Genomic DNA, 21,262 nt, shown 5'->3' on the forward strand with positions numbered 1-21,262 from the left:
AGGCGATGACTCGAAGAGCTACGACATGGCCCCGATGACGGAGCGGGCGGAGGACGCCGCGATCATCGAGCGGTCCTTACGGGAGCCGGAGTGCTTCGCGGAGCTGTTCGACCGCTACCACGCGCCGATCCACGGTTATGCCGAGCGGCGGCTCCCCCGGCCCCTGGCCGACGACATCGCCGCCGAGACATTCCTGATCGCGTTCCGCCGGCGCGACACCTACGACCTGTCCCGGCCGGACGCCAGGCCCTGGTTGTACGGGATCGCCTCGAACCTGATCTCCCGCCACCACCGGGCCGAGGTCCGGCAGTACCGCGCGCTGGCCAGGGCCGGTGTCGAGGAGAGCAGCGAGGACCACGCCGACCGGATCGCCGCCTCGCTGGCGGACCGCCCTTGGCTGGCGGCGGCGCTGGCCAAGTTGCCCGCGGCGGAACGCGACGTGCTGCTGCTGGTCGCCTGGGCCGACCTGACCTCCGAAGAGGCGGGCAAGGCGCTCGGCGTTCGGGCGGGCACGGTCCGGTCCCGGCTCCACCGGGCCCGGACGAAGATCCGCGCCGCGCTGGACCCGGCACTCATCAGGAAGGACAGTTGATCATGAGCGAACATCCCGACGCCGATCTGGACGCCCTGCGCCGGGCCTGGCCCGAGCCCGTCCCGCCGTCCCATGACACCTGTTCCGCCGCCAGGGCCGCGCTTCTCCAGGAGGCGACCGCGGCGCTTCCCCGGCGTGCGCGCCGCTTCCGCCTGCCTCGCGCGGGCGGGCGCGTCCTCGCGGTGGGGGCGCTGGCCGTCGCGATCACGGCGGTCGCGTTCGTCGTCGGGAACCCCGAAGGAGACACACCGCGCCCGATCGTCCCCGGCCTGGCGCTGCCGGCCGCCAACGCGCAGGTACTGCTCCACAAGGCGGCCGCCGTCGCCCGGGACCGGCCCTTCACCGCGCCCCGCCCGAACCAGTGGGTCTACATCGAGACGCGCATTCAGGGACCCGACCAGGCTGACCCAAGCGTGGTGCTGACCCCGGGGACGCCGCTGAAGACCAGGGTGGATCGGGCTTGGACGCGGGCCGACGGCAAGGTGGTGGCCATGTTCGAGGACGGAAAGCTGGTCCGCTCGTCCACCGGAGGCGCCATGCCACCGGTCGACTACGCCTCGGTGGCGGCGCTGCCGACGGATCCCGACGCGCTCCTGGCCTGGATGTATGGAAACCTGGGCGGCGGACTCCAGGAGCAGCGGCATGCCAGGGCCTACCTCCTGCTCGGCTCCCTGCTCAACAACAACCTCGTCCCGCCGGCCCAGGAGGCCGCCGTCTACCAGGCAATGGCCAAGATCCCCGGGGTGACGGTGAACCCGGACGCGGTAGACGTCGCAGGACGTCCGGCGCTGGCCGTCGGCTACGTCGAAGACGGCTGGTTGAGCCACGAGATCCTGCTCGACCGGACCACCTACACATACCTGGGCGCGCGCGACATCGCGATCGCCGACTTCAACTACCCGGGCGCAGACCCCCGTCTGGTCAAAAAGGGGAGGATCGATGCCCTCCTGGTCCGCCTCGCCATCGGAATCACCGACAAGCCCGGAGTACGACCCTGACGGTGACACGGCCCGCCTGCTGGACGCGTGGCTGCCCGCTTGGTGCGCCGTGGCGTACGGGGGAGCGCTGGTCGTTTCACGCGTTTCGCGGCGATCCCTTGGTGAACGTTTCACCGGCCACACCTGAGCTGACCCGGCAAGACCCGGAGGCCCCGAGCCCGCGCCTTGACGCTCCCCGTACGGCCGAGAAGACTCACCGGCGATCCCCTCAAGTGTTAGCGATAACAGCGAGGTGGCACATGGCGCGATTTCTCGTCTCTCTAGTGACCATGCTGGTCACGGCGGTGATCGCCGTGCTCCCGGCCGGTGCGGCGGCGTACCCCAACCCCGGGTACGTGACCGGCAGCATCGGCGTGCACGATCCGGCGGTGGTGAAGACGTCGAGCGGCTACCTCCTGGCCAATACCGGCGACAACATCGCCCTCAAGACGTCCACCGACCGCACGGCCTGGCGGGACGCGGGTGTGGCCTTCCCCGGTGGCGCGTCGTGGACGCTCCCGTACACCGGAGGCAGTGCCAGCCTGTGGGCGCCGGATATCTCCCGGCACAACGGCAAGTACTACATGTACTACGCCGCCTCCACGTTCGGCTCCCGCAACTCGGCGATCTTCCTGGCCACCAGTGCCACCGGCGCCTCGGGTACGTGGGCCAACCAGGGCCTGGTCATCTCCACGACCTCCTCCAGCAGCTACAACGCGATCGACCCCAACCTGGTCACGGACGCCGCCGGCAACTGGTGGCTGTCCTTCGGCTCGTTCTGGACCGGCATCAAGCTGATCCCGCTCAACTCCTCGACCGGGCTGCGCAGCGGGACCGCGCTCTACTCGATCGCGCAGCGTACCGGCGCCAGCACGGCCGTGGAGGCGCCGTTCATCTTCCGGCACGGGTCGTACTACTACCTGTGGGTCTCGTTCGACCTGTGCTGCCGGGGCGCGTCCAGCACGTATCGGATCATGGTCGGCCGGTCGACCAGCGTCACCGGCCCGTACGTGGACCGCAACGGCACCGCCATGACCTCCGGCGGCGGCACGCAGGTCCTCGCCGGGCACGGCAGCATCCATGGGCCGGGACATCAGGCGGTGATCACGGACAGCGACGCCGACGTCCTCTTCTACCACTATTACGCCGACAACGGCGCCTCGCTGCTGGGGATCAACCTCATCGCCTACGACAGTGCGGGCTGGCCCTACGTCTACTGATCAGGTTCGAAAGGAGCAGGCATGCTTCCCGCGCGAAGGCGCTCCCTCTCTCTCGTGACCGCCGTGATCCTCGCCCTGACCGGGACCATGAACGTCGGCACCGCCTCGGCCGCCGCGGCCAGACAGGTGGAGAACCTGGATCGCGGCCTGATCAGCGTCCATTCCGGCAGTGGCAACCTGGTGTCCTGGCGGCTGCTCGGCAGCGAGAGCATGAGCACGGGATTCAACGTCTACCGCGGCTCGACCCTGCTGACCTCGTCGCCCATCACGAGTTCGACGAACTACCTGGACTCCGGCGCCGCGGCGACTTCCACGTACACCGTGCGCGCGGTGGTCGGCGGGGTGGAACAGGCGCCCTCCGCGGCGGCGACGCAGTTCGCCAACGGGTACCTGGACGTGCCGATCCAGCGGCCCGCCGGCGGCACCACGCCGGACGGGGTCGCCTACACCTACAGCGCGAACGACGCGAGCGTGGGCGACCTGGACGGTGACGGCCGCTACGAGTTCGTGCTCAAGTGGGATCCGTCCAACGCCAAGGACAACTCCCAGTCCGGCTACACGGGCAACGTGTACGTGGACGCGTACCGGCTGAACGGCACCCGGCTGTGGCGCATCGACCTGGGCCGCAACATCCGCGCGGGGGCGCACTACACCCAGTTCCAGGTGTACGACTACGACGGCGACGGCAGGGCCGAGGTCGCGATGAAGACCGCCGACGGGAGTGTGGACGGCAGCGGCAGGGTCATCGGCTCCGCGTCCGCGGACTACCGGAACTCCTCCGGATACGTCCTGTCGGGGCCTGAATTCCTGACCATGTTCAACGGTCAGACCGGGGCGGCCATGTCCACCGTCAACTACAACCCGCCGCGCGGGACCGTGTCCAGCTGGGGCGACTCCTATGGCAACCGGGTCGACCGGTTCCTGGCCGGTACGGCCTACCTGGACGGGCAGCGGCCCAGCCTGATCATGGCGCGGGGCTACTACACGCGTACGGTGATCGCCGCGTGGGACTTCCGCAGCGGCGCGTTGACCCAGCGATGGACGTTCGACTCCAACGTGTCCGGCTCCCAGTACGAGGGGCAGGGCAACCACCAGCTGTCGATCGCGGACGCCGACGCCGACGGCCGGGACGAGATCATCTACGGCTCTGAGGCGATCGACGACAACGGCAGCCCGCTGTGGAACACCCGGCTGTTCCACGGTGACGCGCTGCACGTCGGCGACCTGATCCCGGCCCGCTCCGGCCTCGAGGTGTTCAAGCCGCACGAGAACACCAACCAGCCGGCCACCTCGATGGTCGACGCCCGGACCGGCGCCGTCATCTGGACGAACCCCTCTTGCGGGTGCGACAACGGGCGCGGCGTGTCCGGCGACGTGTACGCGGGCAGCGCGGGCGCCGAATCATGGTCGTCGGCCGTCTCCGGTCTGCTCAACACCTCCGGCGCGAACATCGGCCGCAAGCCCGGCTCGACCAACTTCCTCATCTGGTGGGACGCAGACCCGGTCCGCGAGCTGCTCGACGGCACGCACATCGACAAGTACGGCACCAGCGCCGACACCCGCCTGCTCACCGGTTCGGGCGTGCACGCCAACAACGGCACCAAGTCGACCCCGTCCCTGTCGGCCGACCTGTTCGGCGACTGGCGCGAGGAGGTCGTCTGGCCGACGACGTCGGAGACGGCGCTGCGGATCTACAGCACCCCCACCGTGACGACCCGGCGGCTGTGGACTCTCATGCACGACCCGATGTACCGGGTGGCGATCGCCTGGCAGAACACCGCCTACAACCAGCCGCCGCACCCGAGCTACTTCATCGGGAACGGCATGTCCACCCCGGCCCAGCCGAACGTCTACGCGCGCTAGATTCTCATGACATAAGCGACTCAGCCGCTTTCGTGTCATACCTCGGGTTCGGGTGGTGGCAACCGCTGGGCCGCGGTCCGTTCCCGGTCGACCCGGTCCGCGACCTCACTAAGGCGCGCACAGATGTGCTCGAGCCTCTCATGGGCTTGATTTCGCTCCGCGATGATCGCTGCCAGCAGTAGGGCGGTCAGCGACGCGGCCCCGTTGAACGCTTGCAGGGTGACCATGTTGAGGAAGAGGCCATGTTCGGCGAACGGGCCCGAACCATGCGCGGCCGCGACGATCGCGACTGTCGACACGATCAGCGCGCATGCCGCGGCGCCCGCCAGCTGGAAACGCAGGGCGGCCCAGATCAGGAACGGGAAGACGAGGAAGAGCAGGTTGACAGAGCTCACCGTCGCCATCACCGTGATGAGGAGCGTGCCCACGGCCAGGGCCACAGCCTCGCCCCAACGGGACAGACGAGCGTCCCACGGAGCCCGGGATGTGCGCAGCACCAGCAGAATGGGCGTTACTACGAGCACGCCCATCGCGTCGCCCGTCCACCACACCGACCACGTCGGCCAGAAGTCACCGCTTCGCAGCGCGCCGGCGAGCAGGAGCACGCCACTGCCCACCGTCGAGCTGATCAGCATCGCGGTCAAGGCGCCGAGGAATACCAGCGCCAGCGCGTCCCGCAACCGATCCAGCTCGATGCAGAAACGCGCGCGAACGAGCAGGAGGTAAGCGCACACCGGAGCGAGGGTGTTCCCCACGGAGATCGCCGCGACCGCGAGCAACGACGGTCCGAGCATCAGGTTGACCAGGAACGCACCGAGAGTGATACCGGGCCAGACTCGAATGCCCATGAGAAGCAGACAGGCCAGCGCGATGCCCGTCGGCGGCCAGAGCGGCGTGACCTGCCCGCCGACCAACTCCTGCGCCAATCCCACCTTCGCAGCTGCGAAATAGGCGCCTGCGACGGCAAGCATCCGCAAGCCGTTCACGGCATATGAGCGGGGCCGAATATTGTTCAGCACGCCGCCTCACTCCCTCTCACCTGCGAAAACTGCCCCCATGACATTCTGCTACGGATGGGCCGGGGGTCACAGACCGCTGGACGGGCTTCTCGCGCACGCGACGTGCGGCGCGGGCCCGCCGGGGTTTCAGGCGCGAGCTGGGCTGCAACTTCCGCGGCAGCCGAGGTAAACCCCAGGTAGATGCGTAACGGCCGGTCCTGGAGTTAGCGTGGCGGATGCCCATCAGCGCCGCATCGCTCGTCCGCCGAGTGTCCGCGGTCAACCCCCTGCTCCTCGACGGCGCCCTGGCCCTGGCGCTGGTCGTCGGGACCTGGCTGTGGGAGATGTACGACCCGGGCAAGGGGCGGCCCCCGGACACGTTGTCCCTGTCCCTGACCGTGCTGGTGAACGCGCCGGTGGCACTGCGCAGGCGGGCGCCCGTCGCCGTCCTGGTGGTCTCCACCGGGGCGGCGCTGGTCTACCACATGCTGGGCTACCACCTCGGGCTCAACAGCATGGGGCCGCTGGTGACGCTCTACACCGTCGCCGCCCACCGGTCCTGGGCGTTCACCCTGGCCGGGGCGGCGCTGATCGTGACGGAGTGGACGCAGGCGTCGGTCCGCCAGCCCGACGTCGCGCTGTGGTCGGCGTTAGGGCAGTCGCTCCTGGTGGTGGCCTACACCGTGGGGGCGGGCACGAGCACGCGGTTGCTGGCCGAACGTACCCGGCAGCTCGCCGTGCTGGCCGACCAGCTCCACCGGGAGCAGGACGCCGCCGCCCGCCGCGCCGTCACCCACGAACGGGTACGGATCGCCCGCGAGCTGCACGACGTCGTCGCCCATCACATGTCGGTCATCTCCGTACAGGCGGGGCTCGGCCGCTACGTCGCCCTGTCCGACCCGGCCACCGCGCACGCCACGCTGGGGGTCATCGCCGACACCAGCCACGAGGCGCTGGCCGAAATGCGGCGGCTGCTGTCGATCCTGCGCATCGAGGCCGACGACGAGGACGAAGGGCTCTACTCCACGGCCCCCGGCCTGCAGAGCCTCGAACCCCTGGCGGAGCGGATCCGCGCGGCCGGTCTGCCGCTCACGGTGATCGTCGAGGGTGAGTTCAGGCCGCTGCCGCCCGGCCTGGACATGTGCGCCTACCGCATCGTCCAGGAGTCCCTGACCAACGTGCTGAAACACGCCGGTCGCGCCCGGGTGGAGATCCGGGTGACGTACGGCCCGGCCACGCTGGCCCTTCGCGTGACCAACGACGGCGCCGCGGCCACCGGGAGCTCCCGTTCTCGTGGTCACGGATTGATCGGCATGACCGAACGTGTCAGGCTTTATCAGGGAAAGATCAACGCAGGGCCGCTGCCGCTGGGCGGATTCGAGGTGCTGGCGATCTTCCCGCTGTCCCCGTCCGACGATCAGCCTCAAGAAGCGAGCTCATGATCAGAGTGCTCGTGGTCGACGATCAGGTGCTCATCCGTGCCGGTCTGGCCGCGTTGCTGCGCGCGGCGGGCCTGGAGGTGGTGGGCGAGGCCGTCGACGGTGAGGAGGCGGTGCGCCTGGCCGCCGCGGTCAAGCCCGAGGTGATCCTGATGGACATCCGGATGCCGGGCATCAACGGCATCACGGCCACCGAGCGGATCCTGGCCGCCGCCCAGGGGGCGCCGCCCAAGGTGCTCATCCTCACCACGTTCGACCTGGACGAATATGTCTTCAACGCGCTGCGGCTGGGCGCCAGCGGCTTCCTGCTCAAGGACACGCCGCCCGAACGCCTGATCGCCGCCATCCACACGGTCGTCTCTGGCGACATCCTGCTGGCCCCGGTCGCCACCAAGCGGCTGATCGAGGCGTTCGTCGACCCGCCGCCGGCCGTCGAGACCCCGCCACCGGCCCTCGACCGCCTGACCAGCCGAGAGACCGAGGTGCTCGGCCTGGTCGGGCACGCCCTGTCCAACAAGGAGATCGCCGAGCGGCTGTCGGTGAGCGAGGGCACCGTCAAGACCCACCTCAACCGCCTGATGGCCAAGCTGGGACTGACCAGCCGCGCCCAGGTGATCGTCCTGTCCTACGACTGCGGCCTGGTCAGACCTGCCTCCCGTTAGCCCTGGTAATCTCCGAACCGCCCATTCGGGGATAAGAAGGGGGCCGAGTCCATGAAGATCGCCGTAGACGACCTCTCCGGTCCGGAGATCGCCGCGTTCCTCGATGAGCATCTCCAGCAGATGCGATCGATCACGCCGCTGGAGAGCAAGCACGCCCTCGACCTCGACGCGCTCCGCGCGCCCGAGGTGACGTTCTGGACGGTCGTCGACGGAGACACCCTGGTCGGCTGCGGCGCGATCAAGCGGCTGGACGCGGACCACGCCGAGGTGAAGTCGATGCGCACCCGGCCGGTGCGCCAGCGCAGCGGGGTGGCGTCCCTGCTGCTGGGGCACATCATCGCCGAGGCCACGCGCATGGGCCTCACCCGGCTCAGCCTTGAGACCGGCTCCGACGAGTTCTTCCTGCCGGCTAGGAAGCTGTACGAGAAGTTCGGGTTCGCGTACTGCGAGCCGTTCGCGCACTACCGGCCCGACCCGAACAGCGCGTTCATGACCAGAATGCTGTAGATCGGTGGCGCCCCGGGGCCGCCGACCGGTCTCCGGTGGCGGCCCCGGAGCGTCTCGGCTAGGCGGGGCTGGTGGTCAAGGATTTGAGGGTGGTGCCGGATCCGTCCATGCAGGCGGTGTGCGTGCCGGCGCCGGCGGAGGTGAAGCCGTTCGGCGGGTAGATCCCAGCGTCGGGGATGAGGTTGCCGAAGCTGCCCTGGTGGGCCGTCAGCTCGTTGAAGTGGTGGTTCGGGTGGCCCGCGCACTGGGTGCTCACAGTGGACAGCGTGAGCCCGTACGCGTTGAGGATCTCGTTGACCGGCTGGAAGAAGGTGGTGAGTTGACCGCGACCCAGGGGTAGTCGTCACCGGGAAGCCGACAGCACGACGGTGTTGGCCCGCTCGTCCACGCACCAGACCGGGACCTTTCGCCCGGCGCCCCTTGCCGGCGGTTCCACCGTGGCCGCCTGTACGACCTTTCTGGGGACGGCCTGCGCGGGGGCGGCCGTGGCGGGGGCGCGGTGAGTGCGAGAGCGATGATCGCGAGCACCGCGCCCGCCGCCGACGGGCGGTAAGGGATCATGGAAGCTCCTCGGATCGGGGGGTGCCGTCACGGTATGACGGGGCCGATCAGCAAGGGGCATACCATTCGCGCATATCGCGGCGCTATGGGAACGGGCCCCGCGGCAATCGCCGCGGGGCCCGGCTCCACCGGTCGTCGTCCGGTTCGCGATCGGTTGAAGAGAACGCGCTCAGTTCACGATCGGTTGAGGGAACGCGCTCAGTTCGCGACCGGTTAAGGGAACGCGCTCAGCTGGGGATCGGGTACGGGAACGCGCTCGTCACACCGATCTTGTCGTACTCCATCTTCGAGGTGTCGAAGCCGTCCGCCCAGTTGGCGTTGGTGACCTCGTTGCACTTGTACGCCTGGTACTTGTCGTCGCTGACCTTGCCCACCTCAACGTTGGAGATGGCGAAGCCGCACCCTCCCGCGTCCATGTGCACACCGCGGGTGCCGGAGTCCGGCATCTGCCCGGCGGGGTCGTTGATGACGTCGCCGATCACCATCTGCGTGACGTAGTTGTCGATCGGGTGCGGCTCGACGTTGTGCACGCCATAGGTGTAGAAGGCGCCCATGTCGCCGCTGTCGAGGCCGGTCTCCTCCAGGCGGATGTAGGAGAACTTGTTGTTGCGGGCGTAGTTGTCCTCGTTCTTGATCTCTGGGCGGACCTCAAGGCTGATGCCGTAGCGGGCGCTGTGCTTGACGACGATGTTGCTGACGGTGTTGTTGCCCGTGCTCATCAGCTCGATGCCGGCCGCGTCGCCGGGGACCAGCTCGCCGACGTGGTAGATGTAGTTATTTGTGATCGTGTGATGTCCTGAGATATCACCTTCGCCGGGGTAGCCGCCCTCCACCTTGATGCCGTCGCCGCCGAGGTTGTCCAGCAGGCTGTCCGACACCTTGACCCGCTCGTTGGCGAAGAGCAGGAAGACGCCCGTGAAGCCGCTGTCGGACAGGTGCAGCCTGGTCAGGTCGATGTCGCGGGAGTTCGTCACGGTGATCATGCCGAACCTGTTGCGCGGCATCTCGATCTGCCGGTCGTAGATCGGGTACTTGTGCTCGTAGCCCGAGTCGCCCGGGGCGTTCCAGGCATAGCGATACCAGTCGACGAAGTCGGAGTACTGCAGCTGCAGCCCGTCGAAGGCGAGGTTCTGGACGCGCCGGTCGGGGGAGGACCCGGCCAGCGAGATGATCGTCTTGACGGTGGGGGCCATGACCTTGTCGATCGAGCCCTTGGGCCAGTAGTAGACCTCGCTGTTGGCGAAGTCGAAGTAATACTCGCCCGGCTGGTCCAGGAAGCGCAGGGTGTTCTGCAGGAAGTAGCGCGAGCCACTGCGGCTGTTGACCAGGGTGAAGCGGGCGTCGTGGTTGAGCGTGAAGAAGTTCTTGCGGAAGTCGGCCCCGCCGAGCGGCACGGTGTCGGTGAACCAGCTCCACGACCCGCCGGACCAGACGACCATCTGGGCGTTCTTGTCGAAGTCGGCGTCCCACTCCTTCGGGATGTCCTTGGCGTCGAAGAAGAGCCAGTTGTGCACGGCCTGGTATTCCGCCTCGGGCGTCACCGAGAACAGATACGGCGACCACAGGTCGTCGCTGGTCCTGTTCGGGTAGCGGGCGGTCGTGGCGCGCTTGCCGTCCTCGAAGAGGGTGTAGAAGCTGCGGTCGACCTTGGTCTTGTAGATGGTGTCGTTGTACTTCTGCCAGCCGGTCAGCGGCTTGGCGCCGAGCAGCCTGGCCTTGCCGGGGCCGTCGGCGCTGCGGTAGGTGATCTTGTGGCCGTTCTCGCCGGAGTCGGCCTCGGTGAAGGTGATCGTCTTGTCGACGACGTAGTCACCGGTCTTGACGTTGACCACGATGTCGCACTGCTGGTGCTTCTTCTTGGCTCGCAGCTGGTCGCGGGCCTGCTCGATGGACTTCCACGGGCGCTGGGCACTGCCGTCGGCCCGGTCTCCGCCCGTGGGGGACACGTAGTAGTCGCACGTGGCCTTCGCCGCCGCTGCCGTCGTCGGTGCGGTCAGGCTGCCCAGCAGTAAGACGACCGCGCCCAAGGATCTGAAGATCACTGGCTCTCCTTCGCTTCCCGCCACCACTTGCACTCGGCGCGGGTCTGGACGACCCCGCCCAAGGACCTGATCACTAGCTCTCCTTTGCTTCCCGCCACTGCTCGTACTCGGCGCGGGTTTGGGGGGTTAGGGGGTAGTAGTCCGACAGGGCGCCGCCGTCCTCGATGCGGGCGCGGCTGTAGCGCTCCCACTGCTCGTGTTCGGCGGCGGCTTCGATCACCGACTCGGCCCGGCGGCGCGGTACCACCACGGCGCCGTCGTCGTCGGCGACGAGCAGGTCACCGGGGAGCGCGAGCGCCCCGCCGACGGCGACCGGCACGTCATAGGCCCACGGGAACAGCTCCGCCTGCGAGGCGTAGTGCGGGGTCGCGCCCGTGGACCAGATCGGCACGTCCAGCTCGGCGACTCGGGGCAGGTCCCTGATCCGGCCGTCCACGACGATGCCCGCGCCGCCCTTGCGCTTGAAGTAGCGGACCAGCATGTCGCCGAAGCAGCCGGTGTAGGCGCTGCCGTACGCCTGGACGACGAGCACGTCGCCGGGCCGCACCTCCTCCAGGACCGCCCACAGCGCGGTGTGCCGCTCGACGTACTCCTGGCCGAGGCCCGAAGCGATGTCCTCGCGCTGCGGCATGAACTGCAGCGTCCGGACCCGGCCGGCGATCTTCTGCCCCCGCGCCAGCGGAAGCGGTCCCTCGACGAAGGTCCGCCGGATGCCCTGGGCGTGCAGTTTCGCGCAGGCGGTGGCCGAGCTGATCCGGGACAGCCCGGCCACGAGGGCGGGATCGGGTTCGGCGGGCAGCGGCCCGCGAACGGGAAGGTCCCAGATGGGGTCGTCCATGAAACTCCTCGGTAGAAGGGCTCGGTGCGGCTCGGGGTAGGGCGGCCCGTGACTCGGCAGGGCTCGGCCCAGGTCTCGGTACGGCGAGAGGCTCGGTACGGCGAGAGGTACGGGTCAGTAGTGCTGGTGCGACGGGGTGCGGACGCGCGCCGTCGTGTGCAGGTCGAGCCGGATGCGGCGGCCGGGAGGCAGCTCCACGACCAGTCGCGGACCGCCCACCGCCACCTCCCGCTCGGCCTCACTGATCGGGGGAGCGGTGTAGGCGCGCGGATCGCCCGGATAACCGGGCTCGGCCCCGGTCACCACCGCCCGGTCGATGTCGTGCTCGCCGAACGCGCCCGCCTGCACCACGACCCGGCGGGTCCGGCTCAGCCCGAGGTTGACCAGCTCGACGCGGACGCCGTCGGGCCGTACCGAGTCGACCAGCGCGGCCACGTCGGCGGGCAGGCCGGGGCGGTGGCGGTCGGCGTCGAAGTAGGCCAGCCGCGTCGGCAGCAGCCCGCCGTTGTAGAGGACCTGCGGCGTACCCGTGACCAGCTGCAGCAGCGCCTCGGTGAGCACCGGGTTGAGCCGCTGCCAGTGGTGCACGTGGACGGTGGCCAGGTCCGCCTGGTCGGCGTCGATGAGCTCCATCCGCCGCTGCACCTGGCCGAGCGCGGTGGCCAGCATGGCCTCGGGGAAGCCGGGGTTGGCGCCGCGCAGGTACTCCAGCCAGGGCGCCTCGTGCCCGGCCTCCTCCTTGTTGCGGAACGGGTGCACCGTGGTCCAGTCATAGCCCGAGGCCGCGCGCAGCCGGTCCAGCCGGTCGGCGTCCTCGGCGGACCGGCTCGCCTGCCACAGCCAGACGGGCAGGCCGAGCTGCGGCGGCTGGAAGTCGAACCAGCCGCCGTCGTCGTGCCGGTTGGGCACCAGCATGGTGGGCTGCCCGGCCTCCTCGCCCAGCTCGGCCAGCCACCGGTCGCTGGTGCTCATCTCCGTGCCGGTCACGCTCGCCTGCCTGGCGTGGGCGTACACGCTCTCCAGGGGGTCGCGGCCGATGGCGAGCATGGCGTCGTCGCCGGTCAGCAGGTGGGCGTTGACCGCGGCGACGGCCGCGGCGGCGCCGACGCTGTAGAGGCCGTGCGGCCACTGCCAGCCGTAGTTGCCGCCGTACCACCGCCCGCCGTGCAGCTCGCCGACCTTGCCCGACGGGCCGACGTTGTCGGGGAGCACGCCGTCGTTGGCGGCGGCCCGCTCCTGCCAGGCGCCGATGTAGCGCAGCGCCCAGTCGCGGTAGCGGTCGTCGCCGTCGTACAGCCAGGCGTTGACGGCCAGGCTGGTGGCGGCCAGGTTGACCGCCACGTCGCCGCGGCCGATCCGCTCGTTCATCGCGGCGCCCATGCGGGCGGCGTTGCCGGGGTCGGCCAGGTCCGCCCAGGTCGTGATCCCCGGCAGGTCGCGCAATGGCAGGCCGTACGGTCGCATGCTGGTCAGACCCGCGTGATAGGAGGCCCATTCCCGCTGCATGCCGTAGCGGGGGCCGCCCGCGCCGTTGTGCGGGGCGCGGATGAGGTCGAGATCGGCGTCGTAGTTGGCCGAGCCGGGCAGGTAGAGCTCGGCGAAGCGGCGGGACCGCTCGCGGAAGCGCTCGTCGCGCGGGTCTGCGGCGCAGATGCCGTAGAACAGCAGCAGTGATTCGCCTTGGTGGAACCAGTCGTAGCCGCGCTCGAACTCGTCCACCAGGTAGCCGAGCTCGGTGAGCTGCGCGGTCACGCCCTCCCAGTGGTGCTTGGTCGCGTCGAGCAGGTCGTCGGCGCCGCCGAGCTGGTAGAGCGTCGGCCAGTTGAAGAACGCCTCGTAGAAGTCGTCGGCGCCGTCCCGGTCCTCGGTGGCGCCGTGGTAGATGAGCCGGCCGTCGGGCCCGCAGTAGCGGGCTGCGAAGGCGCGCCACGCCTCGTCGAGGGCGTCGAACAGCCGGCGTTCGAGCACCGCCCAGGCGGGCGGCGCGCCAAGAGGGACAGTCGCGGTGATCTCCCGCATGTCAACCTTTCGTGGCCCCGGCGGTGAGGCCGCTGATGATGTGCCGTTGCATGAAGACGAAGAAGACCAGCAGGGGGGCGATGGCCAGCAGCAGCGTCGGGAAGACCACCGTGTAGTCGGTGGAGTACTGGCTGACCGCCGCGTAGACGCCGGTGGTCACCGTGTACAGGCCGCTGCCGGGGCCCAGGATGATCTGCGGGTTCACGAAGTCGTTCCACACCGAGAAGGTGTTGAGGATGACCATCGTGGCGACCGCGGGCCGCATCAGCGGGAAGACGATCTGCCAGAACGTCCGCAGCCGCCCGGCCCCGTCCACCGCCGCCGCCTGGTCGAGCACGGCCGGGACGGTGGCGATGTATCCCGCGTACAGGAAGATCGAGAAGGGCAGCGTGAGCACGGTCTCGAACAGCACGAACCCGCGGATCGTCCCCATCAGCCCGAGCGTCTTGAGTACGTAGACCACCGGGATGACCAGCACCTGCCCTGGGATGAACGTCCCGGCCAGGAAGAACAGCATCAGCACCCGGAAGCGACGCTTCGGGCTGCGCGCGATCACGTAGGCCGCGGGCGCGGCCAGCACCACCGAGAGCAGGTTGACCGCCACCACGAACAGCAGCGTGACCGCGTACCCCTTGACCACGTTGAACTGCGGGTTCGTCAGCGCCCGGCCCAGGGGCTCCAGCGTGAGGCCCCCCAGGCCGAACGGGTTGGCCAGGATGTCCTGCTGGCCCTTGAAGGCGTTGACGGTCAGCACGTACAGGGGGATGAGCATGAAGGCGACGGTCGCCCAGAGGAAGGGCTTTCTCACTGGTGCACCGCCAGCTCGCCGCGCCTGCGCAGCCGGGTCACCACGAACGCCAGCGCCGCCGTCACCAGCATGAGCAGCACCGACTGCGCCGAGCCGAAGCCGAGGCGGGCGTCGTGGAAGGAGTTCCACAGGATGAGGTAGGCGACGGTCTGCGTCTGACCGGCCGGGCCGCCCGCCGTCAGCGACACCACCAGGTCGTACGTCTTGAGCAGCGTCACCAGCGACAGCACGATGTTGACCGTCACGGACGGGCCCAGGGCGGGCAGCGTCACGTTCCTGAACACCTGGAGGCGGGTCGCGCCGTCGATGCGCGCCGCCTCGATCAGGGAGTGTGGCACGGCCTGCAGCCCGGCCAGGTACAGCACCACGTTGACGCCGAACCCCGCCCACACCAGCACCGCGATCATGGTGATCGTGGCCCACGTCGGGTCGGACAGGAACGGCAGCACCTCGCCGCCCCAGGTGGTCACCAGGTTGTTGACCGCGCCGGTGGTGCCGAGGATCGCCGACCAGAGGAAGCCGACCACGAGGGCGCTGAGCACGTGCGGATAGAACAGCACGATCCGGAAGAACGTGTTCGCCCTGGAGACGCCGTTCACCAGGAGGGCGAAGCCGAGACCCAGGAGGTTGAGCCCGGCCGTGCCCGCCGCCGCGACCAGCAGGGTGACCAGGGCGGCGCGGCGCAGCTCGGGGTCGTCCAGGAGATTGACGTAGTTGGCGGCGCCGACGAAGGCGGGGTTGGCGCTGAAGCCGTCCCAGTCGGTCAGGCTCAGGTAGAGGGCCAGGCCGACCGGGATGATCAGCATCACGGTGTAGAGGACGGTGGCGGGGGCGACCATGATCGCGGTGACCCAGCCGTCGCGCGTTCTGGGTTTGCGCCGCACGACCGGAGTGGTGATGAGGGGTGCTTCCCGGGTGAGCGTCATGAACGGCCGGCCAGCCAGCGGTCCACGCCCTCGGCCACTTCCTTGGGCGACTTGCCCACGTACAGGCCCTGGACCTCGGTGTTCCAGGCGGCGTTGAAGCCCTTGGGCAGGGTCGCGTCGCCGTAGCCCTCACCCTGCGGGACCCCGGAGGGGGCGCCGTCGAGGATCTGCTGCACCTGCTTCTCCAGCGGGGTGAACTCGCGCTCCACGCCGCTGCGGAAGTTGCCGTCCTGCTTGAGCTGGCTCTTGACCGCCGCCGGGTCGGTGACGAGCCACTTCACCAGCTTGACCGCCGCGTCCTTCTGCGGGGTGGACTTGAGGATCATGTACGGGGCCGCCATCGTGGCGCCCTGCGGGCCCGGGTAGCTCAGGCCCTTGTCGACCGGGGCGGGGAAGACGCCGACTTCGAAGTCCTTCTTGGACTTGGCCTCGGCGGCGGTGAACCAGCTGCCCATGACGTACATCGCCGACTTGCCGGACAGGAAGGCGGTCTCGGCGTCGGCGTACTTCATGCCCAGGGCGTTCTTGTCGACGTAGCCCTTGTCGATCCAGGTGCGGTAGCGCTCCAGGAACGGCAGCAGCGACTCGCCCGCCTTGAGCTTGCCCGCCTTGATGTCCTGCTGCCAGGTGGGGTGGGCCTGGGCGCGCGACGGGCTGGACAGCTGCAGCAACTGGAGCCCGGTCAGGAACTCGCCGCCGGTCTGCAGCGGCAGCGTCCCGGCCGCCTTGAGCTTGCCCATGACCGTGTCGAACTCGTCGAGCGTGGTCGGCGGCTTGTCGATCCCGGCCTTCTCGAACGTGGCCTTGTTGTAGAAGACCAGCGACTGCGCCTGTACGCCGACGCCGACCGTGTAGACCTTGCCGTTCAGGCTCGCCTCCTTGACCAGCGGCGTGTCCTTCGCCCACGGCTGGTCGGTCAGGTCGAGCATCTGCTTGGAGAGCGTCTCGTCGGCCGTCAGCGTCTCGATCACGTCGGGGGCGTTGCCCGCGGCGAGTTGCTGGGGCAGCGTGTCGGCCACGCCCTTGCCTGTCGGCGCCTCGATCTTGACGTCGATGCCGGGGTTGGCCTGCTCGAACGGCTTGACCAGCCCGTCCCAGTACGCCTGGGTGAGGTTCGGGGTGATGTTGACCAGCATCCGTACGGTGACCTGGCCCCCCTCGCTCTGCTGCGCCTGCGAGCCGCCGGCGAAGCCGCCCCCGCCGCAGCCGGCGAGCAGGAGCAGGCCGCCGAGCGCGGTCAGGGCGTGGGTTGGACGTGGGGAGCGCATCGCACCTCCAGGGGAGACGCCTTTTAATGGGTCGTCACTCGATTAACGATTATTTAATACGTAGGCCACATAGACTCGTCAAGAGCCACGTAAATAGGTTACGAGCGGATTGCCTGAGTCATAAATACGTTAGGATGGGCGGATGGCTGGACGCGAGGACGGCAAGCGGCTGGTGCTGGGCGCGGAGGAGCTGGCCGCCCTGCGGGCGTGGGCGGAGGGGGTCGGTGAAAGCCTGCGCCTGCGCAGCCGCATCGTGCTCGCCTGCGCCGAGGGCCTGCCCCGCAACGAGATCGCGGCGCGGCTCGCGGTGAGCCCCGCGACCGTGGCCAAGTGGCGCGACCGGTTCGTCGAACGCGGCCTCGACGGCCTGGCCGACGCCCCGCGCCCCGGCCGCCCGCGCACCGCGGAGCGGCAGGAGGCCGAACGGGTGATCGCCGCCGCGGCCACCGGGCCGGCCCTCCCTTCGACGCGCACGATGGCCAGGCAGCTCGGCCTCTCGCAGTCCACGGTGGCGCGCATCTGGCAGGAGCAGCAGGTCGCGCCGCCCGCGGCCCGGCTGGTGCCCAGGGAACTGCTGTCCGACCGGGTCTACGAGCTGCTGCGCGGCTGGATCGTCGCCGGTGAGCTGGTGGCGGGGCAGCGGCTGGTGGAGTCGGAGATCGCCCGCCGGGTCGGCACCAGCCAGGCCCCGGCCAGGGAGGCGATCAAGCGGCTGGCACACGAGGGCCTGGTCATCTCCTATCCCAACCGGGGCAGCTACGTCGCGGAGATCTCCGACGAGCAGGCCCGCGAGGTCCGCGACATCCGGGTGCTGCTGGAGGAGTACGCCGCCCGCGAGGCCGCCACCCGCGTCCGGCCCGAGACCCTGCGGCAGCTGACCGCCGACGTGCAGGCGATGCGGCGGGCGGCGGGCGACGGCGACATCGGCGCCTTCCGGGACGCCGACCTGGCCTTCCACCGGCGCGTCTGCGCCGCCTGCGGCAACTCCTTCCTGCTGCGGCTGTGGCGGACCATCGAGTCCAACCTGTGGAGCCTGCACGTGGTCGGCAACCCGCTCTACGGTGGCGATTGGGGCGCGATGGCGGGCCACCACGACGACCTGGTGGCGGCGCTGGCCTCCGGCGACCCGGACGAGGCGGCCCGCCTGTTCGCCGCCCACGCCAGGGGCGAGGCGTCCCGCACCCCGCCCCGCACCCGGCCTGGTCAGGCAGATCTCCAGGCCGACCCTCAGGCGGGCGCTCAGGCGGACGCGGCCACCTCGTAGACCCCGCCGCGCCGGGTGTCGAAGACGATCACCCCCGGCTCCGGCCGTTCGGCCTTGACCGGCCTGCCGTGCTCGGTCACCGTGACCTCCTTCGCGGTGCGCAGCGTGAGCTTCCGCCCCAGATCCGAGCGGATCTTCCCGCGCCGTACGGCCCCGCCGCTCCACTCCAGGTCGATCTCGAACCCGCCTCTGGCCCGCAGCCCGCGGAATGACCCGGCCGGCCAGACCGAGGGCAGCGCCGGCAGCAGGTGGACCTGGTCGCCGTGGCTCTGCAGCAGCATCTCGGTGATCCCCGAGGTCCCGCCGAAGTTGCCGTCGATCTGGAACGGCGGATGCAGGTCGAACATGTTGGGTGCGGTCCTGGCGGGCAGCAGCAGGTTGCTCAGCCGCTTGTACGCCTCGGGCGCGTCCAGCAGCCGAGCCCAGAAGTTGATCTTCCAGGCCAGCGACCAGCCCGCCCCCGCCTCCCCCCGCAGCTCCAGCGTCCGGCGGGCGGCCGTGGCCAGCTCGGGGGACAGACGCGGGTCGATCTGGTGGCTCGGGAACAGGCCCCACAGATGGGAGATGTGCCGGCTGCGCGACAACGCGGCGTCGCCCCGGTAGTCCTCCTGCCACTCCTGGATCTGGCCGAGGTGACCCACCTGGGTGGGCACCAGCCGGGAGCGGGCCTGCTTCACCTGCTCCCGCATGCCCTCCTCCAGCCGCAGGATCGTCGAGGCCTCCTCGAACGCGCCGAACAGGTCCCGCAGGATCTGCATGTCCATGGTGGGACCGGCGCAGATGCTGACGTTCTCGCCGCCGTCCTCGTGGTGGCCGACCTCGGGGGAGTGCGAGGGGTTGGTCACCAGGTAGCCGGTCCTGGGGTCGGTCTGCAGCGTGTCCAGGAAGAACTGGACCGAGCCCTTGATCAGCGGGAAGTGCTCGCGCAGCCGCCGCTCGTCGCCCGTGTACAGGTAGTGCTCCCACATCGTCAGGCAGAGCCACGCGCCGCCGCTCGGCCACACGCCGTAGAAGGCGAAGTCGACGGGCGCGGTTCCGCGCCAGCCGTCGGTGTTGTGGTGGGCCACCCAGCCACCCGCGCCGTACTGCGTCTTGGCAGTCTTGGCCCCCGACTCGGCCAGGTCCTTGATCAGGTCGAACAGCGGCTCCATGCACTCGGTGAGGTTGGCCGGCGCGGCCGGCCAGTAGTTCATCTCGCAGTTGATGTTGATGGTGTACTTCGACTCCCACGCGGGGGTGAGCGAGTCGTTCCAGATGCCCTGCAGGTTGGCCGCGTAGCCGGGGGAGCGGGAGCTGGAGATCAGCAGGTAGCGGCCGTACTGGAAGTACAGCGCCGCGAGCTGCGGGTCGGTGTCGAGCTGCTTGCGGGCGATGCGCTCGTCGGTCGGCAGCGCGACCGCTTCCGAGGTGCCCAGGTCGATCGCCACCCGCCCGAACAACCGCTGATAGTCCCGTACGTGCCGATGCGCCAGCACCTCGTACGGCCGCCCGCTCGCCCGCTTCAGATGCCGCTCCGCCACCTGGGCCGGGTCGCCGCCGACGTCCTTGAAGTTCCGGTAACTGGAGCCCATGGAGATCAGCAGCGTGACCTCGTCGGCGCCCTCCACCACCAGCGTGCCGCTGTCGGTGCGGACCGTCCCGCCCTTCGCCTCGGCCCTGGCCAGGGCCTGGAAGCGCACCTCGCCCTTCATGCCCTGGGTGTCGCCGCTGACCCCGTCGAGCGCGATCGTGGCCCGGCCGGCCGCGGCCGTCGTGGAGCTCTGCGCGCTGGAGAAGACCGCCTGGAACGTCACCGCGCCCGGTTTGTCGGCCGTGTGACGGACGACGATGAGCTGGTCGGGGTTGCTGGCGAAGACCTCGCGCGTGTGGCGGATGCCGTCCCGGACGTAGGTGACCGTGGTGACGGCGCGGGTCAGGTCGAGTTCGCGGCGGTATTCGGTGAATTCCGCCGACCCCGGGAACGTCAGCGTGAGGTCGCCGAGCACCTGGTAGGGAGCCTGCTCGCTGGGCCGGCCGAGGAACTTCTGGTCGGCCAGGTTCTGCGCCGCCTGCCACTTGTCCTCCCAGACCAGCTGCCTGATCTGCGGGAGGGCGGCCAGCGCCTCGGGGCTGTCGTAATTGTGCGGGCCACCGGCCCAGATGCTGTCCTCGTTGAGCTGGAGACGTTCGGTCGCCACGCCGCCGAAGACCATGGCGCCGAGCCGCCCGCAGCCGACCGGTAACGCCTCCAGCCAGGCGGCGGCAGGCTTGCCGTACCAAAGAGTGAGGGGGTTGTCCCGCGCGGACGGCTCGGCCCGCGCGGGTTCTGCGGCGATGCCGCTCGTGAGCAGGGATCCGGCGGCGGCTCCCAGCCCGGTCGCGAGCACGCCCCTGCGTGTGTAGCCGTGGGTCACCATTACTCCTCTTGTTTCGCTTTCGCGGAGGTTGTTGCGCGGTGGTTAACGCGGATGGGCCAAGGCGGACGTGGGATGTATTAGTACGCTCGATCGTCATCCGCTGTCTAGTTCCCCAGGTCCGGCGCATAGGGCTGGCCAGAACATGGGACGTTTGTTAGATTCCAGCTGGCGAACGAGAGGATCAGATGTCCCTGACAGACGAGGCCATCGCCCGGATCCGGCAGCTCATCCAGTCCGGAGACCTGCCGCCCGGCTCGCGGCTGCCGCCAGAACCGCAGCTCGCCGCCCAGCTCGGCGTCTCGCGCAACCCGCTGCGCGAGGCCGTCAAGGCGCTGGTCGTCGCGCGCGTCCTCGACGTGCGCAGGGGCGACGGCACGTACGTCACCAGCCTGGAGCCGGCGCTCCTGCTCGAAGGGCTCGGGATCGCCATCGAGCTGCTGCGTGACGACACGCTCATGGAGGTCATCGAGACCCGGCGGCTGTTCGAACCGGTCGCCACGGCGCTGGCCGCCACCCGGGTGTCCGACGCCCAGCTGGCGGTCATCGAAGAGCAGCTGGCGGCGATGCGGGAGGTCAGCGGTGACGTGGAGAAGCTCAACCACTTCGACGCCGCCTTCCACCGCGCGGTCGTGGCCGCGACCGGCAACGAGACGCTGTGCACGCTGCTCGACGGCATCTCCGGCCGGACGACGCGGATGCGCGTGTGGCGCGGGAGCGTGGTGGCGGGCAGCGCGGACCGCACGCTGGCCGAACACCAGGCGATCTACGACGCTCTGGCCGCGCGGGACGCCCCGCTGGCCCAGGCGGCGGCGCTGATGCACGTCAGCACGACCGAGAGCTGGTTCCGCCTCGTCCTCGCCACCGAGCCGCCGCGATGACCGG

18 protein-coding genes are annotated in these 21,262 nt (G+C 69.6%); 9 read left to right on the forward strand and 9 right to left on the reverse strand.

Translation table 11 applies throughout. The annotated features are described in order from the left end of the window. Positions 1-25 precede the first annotated feature (25 nt). From AB0L53_RS06240 to AB0L53_RS06255, 4 genes are all read left to right on the forward strand, one after another. A complete protein-coding gene (locus tag AB0L53_RS06240) occupies positions 26-592 on the forward strand; it encodes a sigma-70 family RNA polymerase sigma factor (RefSeq protein ID WP_363991111.1) in 567 nt (188 codons plus the stop codon). 2 nt (positions 593-594) lie between these two features. Then, the gene (locus AB0L53_RS06245; RefSeq protein WP_363991113.1) at positions 595-1,590 is read left to right on the forward strand and encodes a CU044_5270 family protein; all 996 of its coding nucleotides are present in this window, start codon (positions 595-597) and stop codon (positions 1,588-1,590) included. A gap of 239 nt (positions 1,591-1,829) precedes the next feature. Beyond that, entirely contained in the window at positions 1,830-2,789 is a 960-nt protein-coding gene (locus AB0L53_RS06250) for an arabinan endo-1,5-alpha-L-arabinosidase (protein ID WP_363991116.1), read from the forward strand. Positions 2,790-2,810: 21 nt separating this feature from the next. Beyond that, positions 2,811-4,652 (forward strand): rhamnogalacturonan lyase, encoded by a 1,842-nt coding sequence (locus tag AB0L53_RS06255; protein ID WP_363991118.1) that lies wholly within the window; start codon positions 2,811-2,813, stop codon positions 4,650-4,652. 35 nt (positions 4,653-4,687) lie between these two features. On the opposite strand, the gene AB0L53_RS06260 is transcribed toward AB0L53_RS06255, so the two are convergent. Next, a complete protein-coding gene (locus AB0L53_RS06260) occupies positions 4,688-5,671 on the reverse strand; it encodes an MASE1 domain-containing protein (RefSeq protein WP_363991120.1) in 984 nt (327 codons plus the stop codon). Between the two features lie 215 nt (positions 5,672-5,886). Here AB0L53_RS06260 and AB0L53_RS06265 point away from each other — a divergent pair, with 215 nt between their 5' ends. Genes AB0L53_RS06265 through AB0L53_RS06275 form a run of 3 tightly spaced genes read left to right on the forward strand, consistent with a single transcriptional unit; the run spans position 5,887 to position 8,258 of the window. Beyond that, positions 5,887-7,092, forward strand: coding sequence for a histidine kinase (locus AB0L53_RS06265; RefSeq protein WP_363991122.1), 1,206 nt, complete (start codon positions 5,887-5,889; stop codon positions 7,090-7,092). Beyond that, positions 7,089-7,751, forward strand: coding sequence for a response regulator transcription factor (locus tag AB0L53_RS06270; RefSeq protein ID WP_363991124.1), 663 nt, complete (start codon positions 7,089-7,091; stop codon positions 7,749-7,751). Before AB0L53_RS06265 ends, AB0L53_RS06270 begins: the two co-directional genes overlap by 4 nt. A 51-nt stretch (positions 7,752-7,802) precedes the next feature. Further along, entirely contained in the window at positions 7,803-8,258 is a 456-nt protein-coding gene (locus AB0L53_RS06275) for a GNAT family N-acetyltransferase (RefSeq protein ID WP_363991127.1), read from the forward strand. A 58-nt stretch (positions 8,259-8,316) separates the two neighbouring features. Here AB0L53_RS06275 and AB0L53_RS06280 read toward each other — a convergent pair whose 3' ends face one another. The 7 genes from AB0L53_RS06280 to AB0L53_RS06310 all read right to left on the reverse strand — a co-directional run bounded on the left by AB0L53_RS06280 (position 8,317) and on the right by AB0L53_RS06310 (position 16,720). After that, entirely contained in the window at positions 8,317-8,514 is a 198-nt protein-coding gene (locus tag AB0L53_RS06280; RefSeq protein ID WP_363991130.1) for a hypothetical protein, read from the reverse strand. A gap of 532 nt (positions 8,515-9,046) precedes the next feature. Continuing rightward, on the reverse strand, positions 9,047-10,861 hold the full coding sequence (locus AB0L53_RS06285) for a right-handed parallel beta-helix repeat-containing protein (protein ID WP_363991132.1): 1,815 nt from the start codon (positions 10,859-10,861) through the stop codon (positions 9,047-9,049). A gap of 73 nt (positions 10,862-10,934) precedes the next feature. Next, positions 10,935-11,699 carry a hypothetical protein gene (locus AB0L53_RS06290; RefSeq protein WP_363991135.1) on the reverse strand — a complete coding sequence of 255 codons (765 nt, stop codon included), beginning with the start codon at positions 11,697-11,699 and terminating at the stop codon, positions 10,935-10,937. A 114-nt stretch (positions 11,700-11,813) separates the two neighbouring features. Then, positions 11,814-13,718, reverse strand: coding sequence for a hypothetical protein (locus AB0L53_RS06295; RefSeq protein ID WP_363991138.1), 1,905 nt, complete (start codon positions 13,716-13,718; stop codon positions 11,814-11,816). 1 nt (position 13,719) lies between these two features. Beyond that, on the reverse strand, positions 13,720-14,526 hold the full coding sequence (locus AB0L53_RS06300; RefSeq protein WP_363991141.1) for a carbohydrate ABC transporter permease: 807 nt from the start codon (positions 14,524-14,526) through the stop codon (positions 13,720-13,722). Continuing rightward, positions 14,523-15,452 carry a sugar ABC transporter permease gene (locus tag AB0L53_RS06305; RefSeq protein ID WP_363991144.1) on the reverse strand — a complete coding sequence of 310 codons (930 nt, stop codon included), beginning with the start codon at positions 15,450-15,452 and terminating at the stop codon, positions 14,523-14,525. The genes AB0L53_RS06300 and AB0L53_RS06305 overlap by 4 nt, the downstream gene beginning before the upstream one ends. Beyond that, the gene (locus AB0L53_RS06310; protein ID WP_363991147.1) at positions 15,449-16,720 is read right to left on the reverse strand and encodes an extracellular solute-binding protein; all 1,272 of its coding nucleotides are present in this window, start codon (positions 16,718-16,720) and stop codon (positions 15,449-15,451) included. The genes AB0L53_RS06305 and AB0L53_RS06310 overlap by 4 nt, the downstream gene beginning before the upstream one ends. A 142-nt stretch (positions 16,721-16,862) precedes the next feature. Here AB0L53_RS06310 and AB0L53_RS06315 point away from each other — a divergent pair, with 142 nt between their 5' ends. Continuing rightward, entirely contained in the window at positions 16,863-17,984 is a 1,122-nt protein-coding gene (locus tag AB0L53_RS06315; RefSeq protein ID WP_363991149.1) for an FCD domain-containing protein, read from the forward strand. Here AB0L53_RS06315 and AB0L53_RS06320 read toward each other — a convergent pair. Continuing rightward, complete coding sequence (locus AB0L53_RS06320) at positions 17,960-20,380, reverse strand: glycoside hydrolase family 95 protein (protein ID WP_363991152.1); 2,421 nt, start codon at positions 20,378-20,380, stop codon at positions 17,960-17,962. The genes AB0L53_RS06315 and AB0L53_RS06320 overlap by 25 nt on opposite strands. A 185-nt stretch (positions 20,381-20,565) precedes the next feature. On the opposite strand from AB0L53_RS06320, the gene AB0L53_RS06325 reads away from it, so the two are divergent. Beyond that, the gene (locus AB0L53_RS06325) at positions 20,566-21,258 is read left to right on the forward strand and encodes a FadR/GntR family transcriptional regulator (RefSeq protein WP_357948014.1); all 693 of its coding nucleotides are present in this window, start codon (positions 20,566-20,568) and stop codon (positions 21,256-21,258) included. Positions 21,259-21,262 lie beyond the last annotated feature (4 nt).

Origin of the sequence: Nonomuraea sp. NPDC052129 (genome assembly GCF_040680095.1) — a bacterium.
Lineage (GTDB): Bacteria > Actinomycetota > Actinomycetes > Streptosporangiales > Streptosporangiaceae > Nonomuraea.

Coding starts and splice junctions, on each gene's coding strand:
- AB0L53_RS06240 (WP_363991111.1), top strand. CDS start 26: ATGGCCCCGATGACGGAGCGGGCGGAGGACGCCGCGATCATCGAGCGG.
- AB0L53_RS06245 (WP_363991113.1), top strand. CDS start 595: ATGAGCGAACATCCCGACGCCGATCTGGACGCCCTGCGCCGGGCCTGG.
- AB0L53_RS06250 (WP_363991116.1), top strand. CDS start 1,830: ATGGCGCGATTTCTCGTCTCTCTAGTGACCATGCTGGTCACGGCGGTG.
- AB0L53_RS06255 (WP_363991118.1), top strand. CDS start 2,811: ATGCTTCCCGCGCGAAGGCGCTCCCTCTCTCTCGTGACCGCCGTGATC.
- AB0L53_RS06265 (WP_363991122.1), top strand. CDS start 5,887: ATGCCCATCAGCGCCGCATCGCTCGTCCGCCGAGTGTCCGCGGTCAAC.
- AB0L53_RS06270 (WP_363991124.1), top strand. CDS start 7,089: ATGATCAGAGTGCTCGTGGTCGACGATCAGGTGCTCATCCGTGCCGGT.
- AB0L53_RS06275 (WP_363991127.1), top strand. CDS start 7,803: ATGAAGATCGCCGTAGACGACCTCTCCGGTCCGGAGATCGCCGCGTTC.
- AB0L53_RS06290 (WP_363991135.1), bottom strand. CDS start 11,699: ATGGACGACCCCATCTGGGACCTTCCCGTTCGCGGGCCGCTGCCCGCC.
- AB0L53_RS06295 (WP_363991138.1), bottom strand. CDS start 13,718: ATGCGGGAGATCACCGCGACTGTCCCTCTTGGCGCGCCGCCCGCCTGG.
- AB0L53_RS06305 (WP_363991144.1), bottom strand. CDS start 15,452: ATGACGCTCACCCGGGAAGCACCCCTCATCACCACTCCGGTCGTGCGG.
- AB0L53_RS06310 (WP_363991147.1), bottom strand. CDS start 16,720: ATGCGCTCCCCACGTCCAACCCACGCCCTGACCGCGCTCGGCGGCCTG.
- AB0L53_RS06315 (WP_363991149.1), top strand. CDS start 16,863: ATGGCTGGACGCGAGGACGGCAAGCGGCTGGTGCTGGGCGCGGAGGAG.
- AB0L53_RS06320 (WP_363991152.1), bottom strand. CDS start 20,380: ATGGTGACCCACGGCTACACACGCAGGGGCGTGCTCGCGACCGGGCTG.
- AB0L53_RS06325 (WP_357948014.1), top strand. CDS start 20,566: ATGTCCCTGACAGACGAGGCCATCGCCCGGATCCGGCAGCTCATCCAG.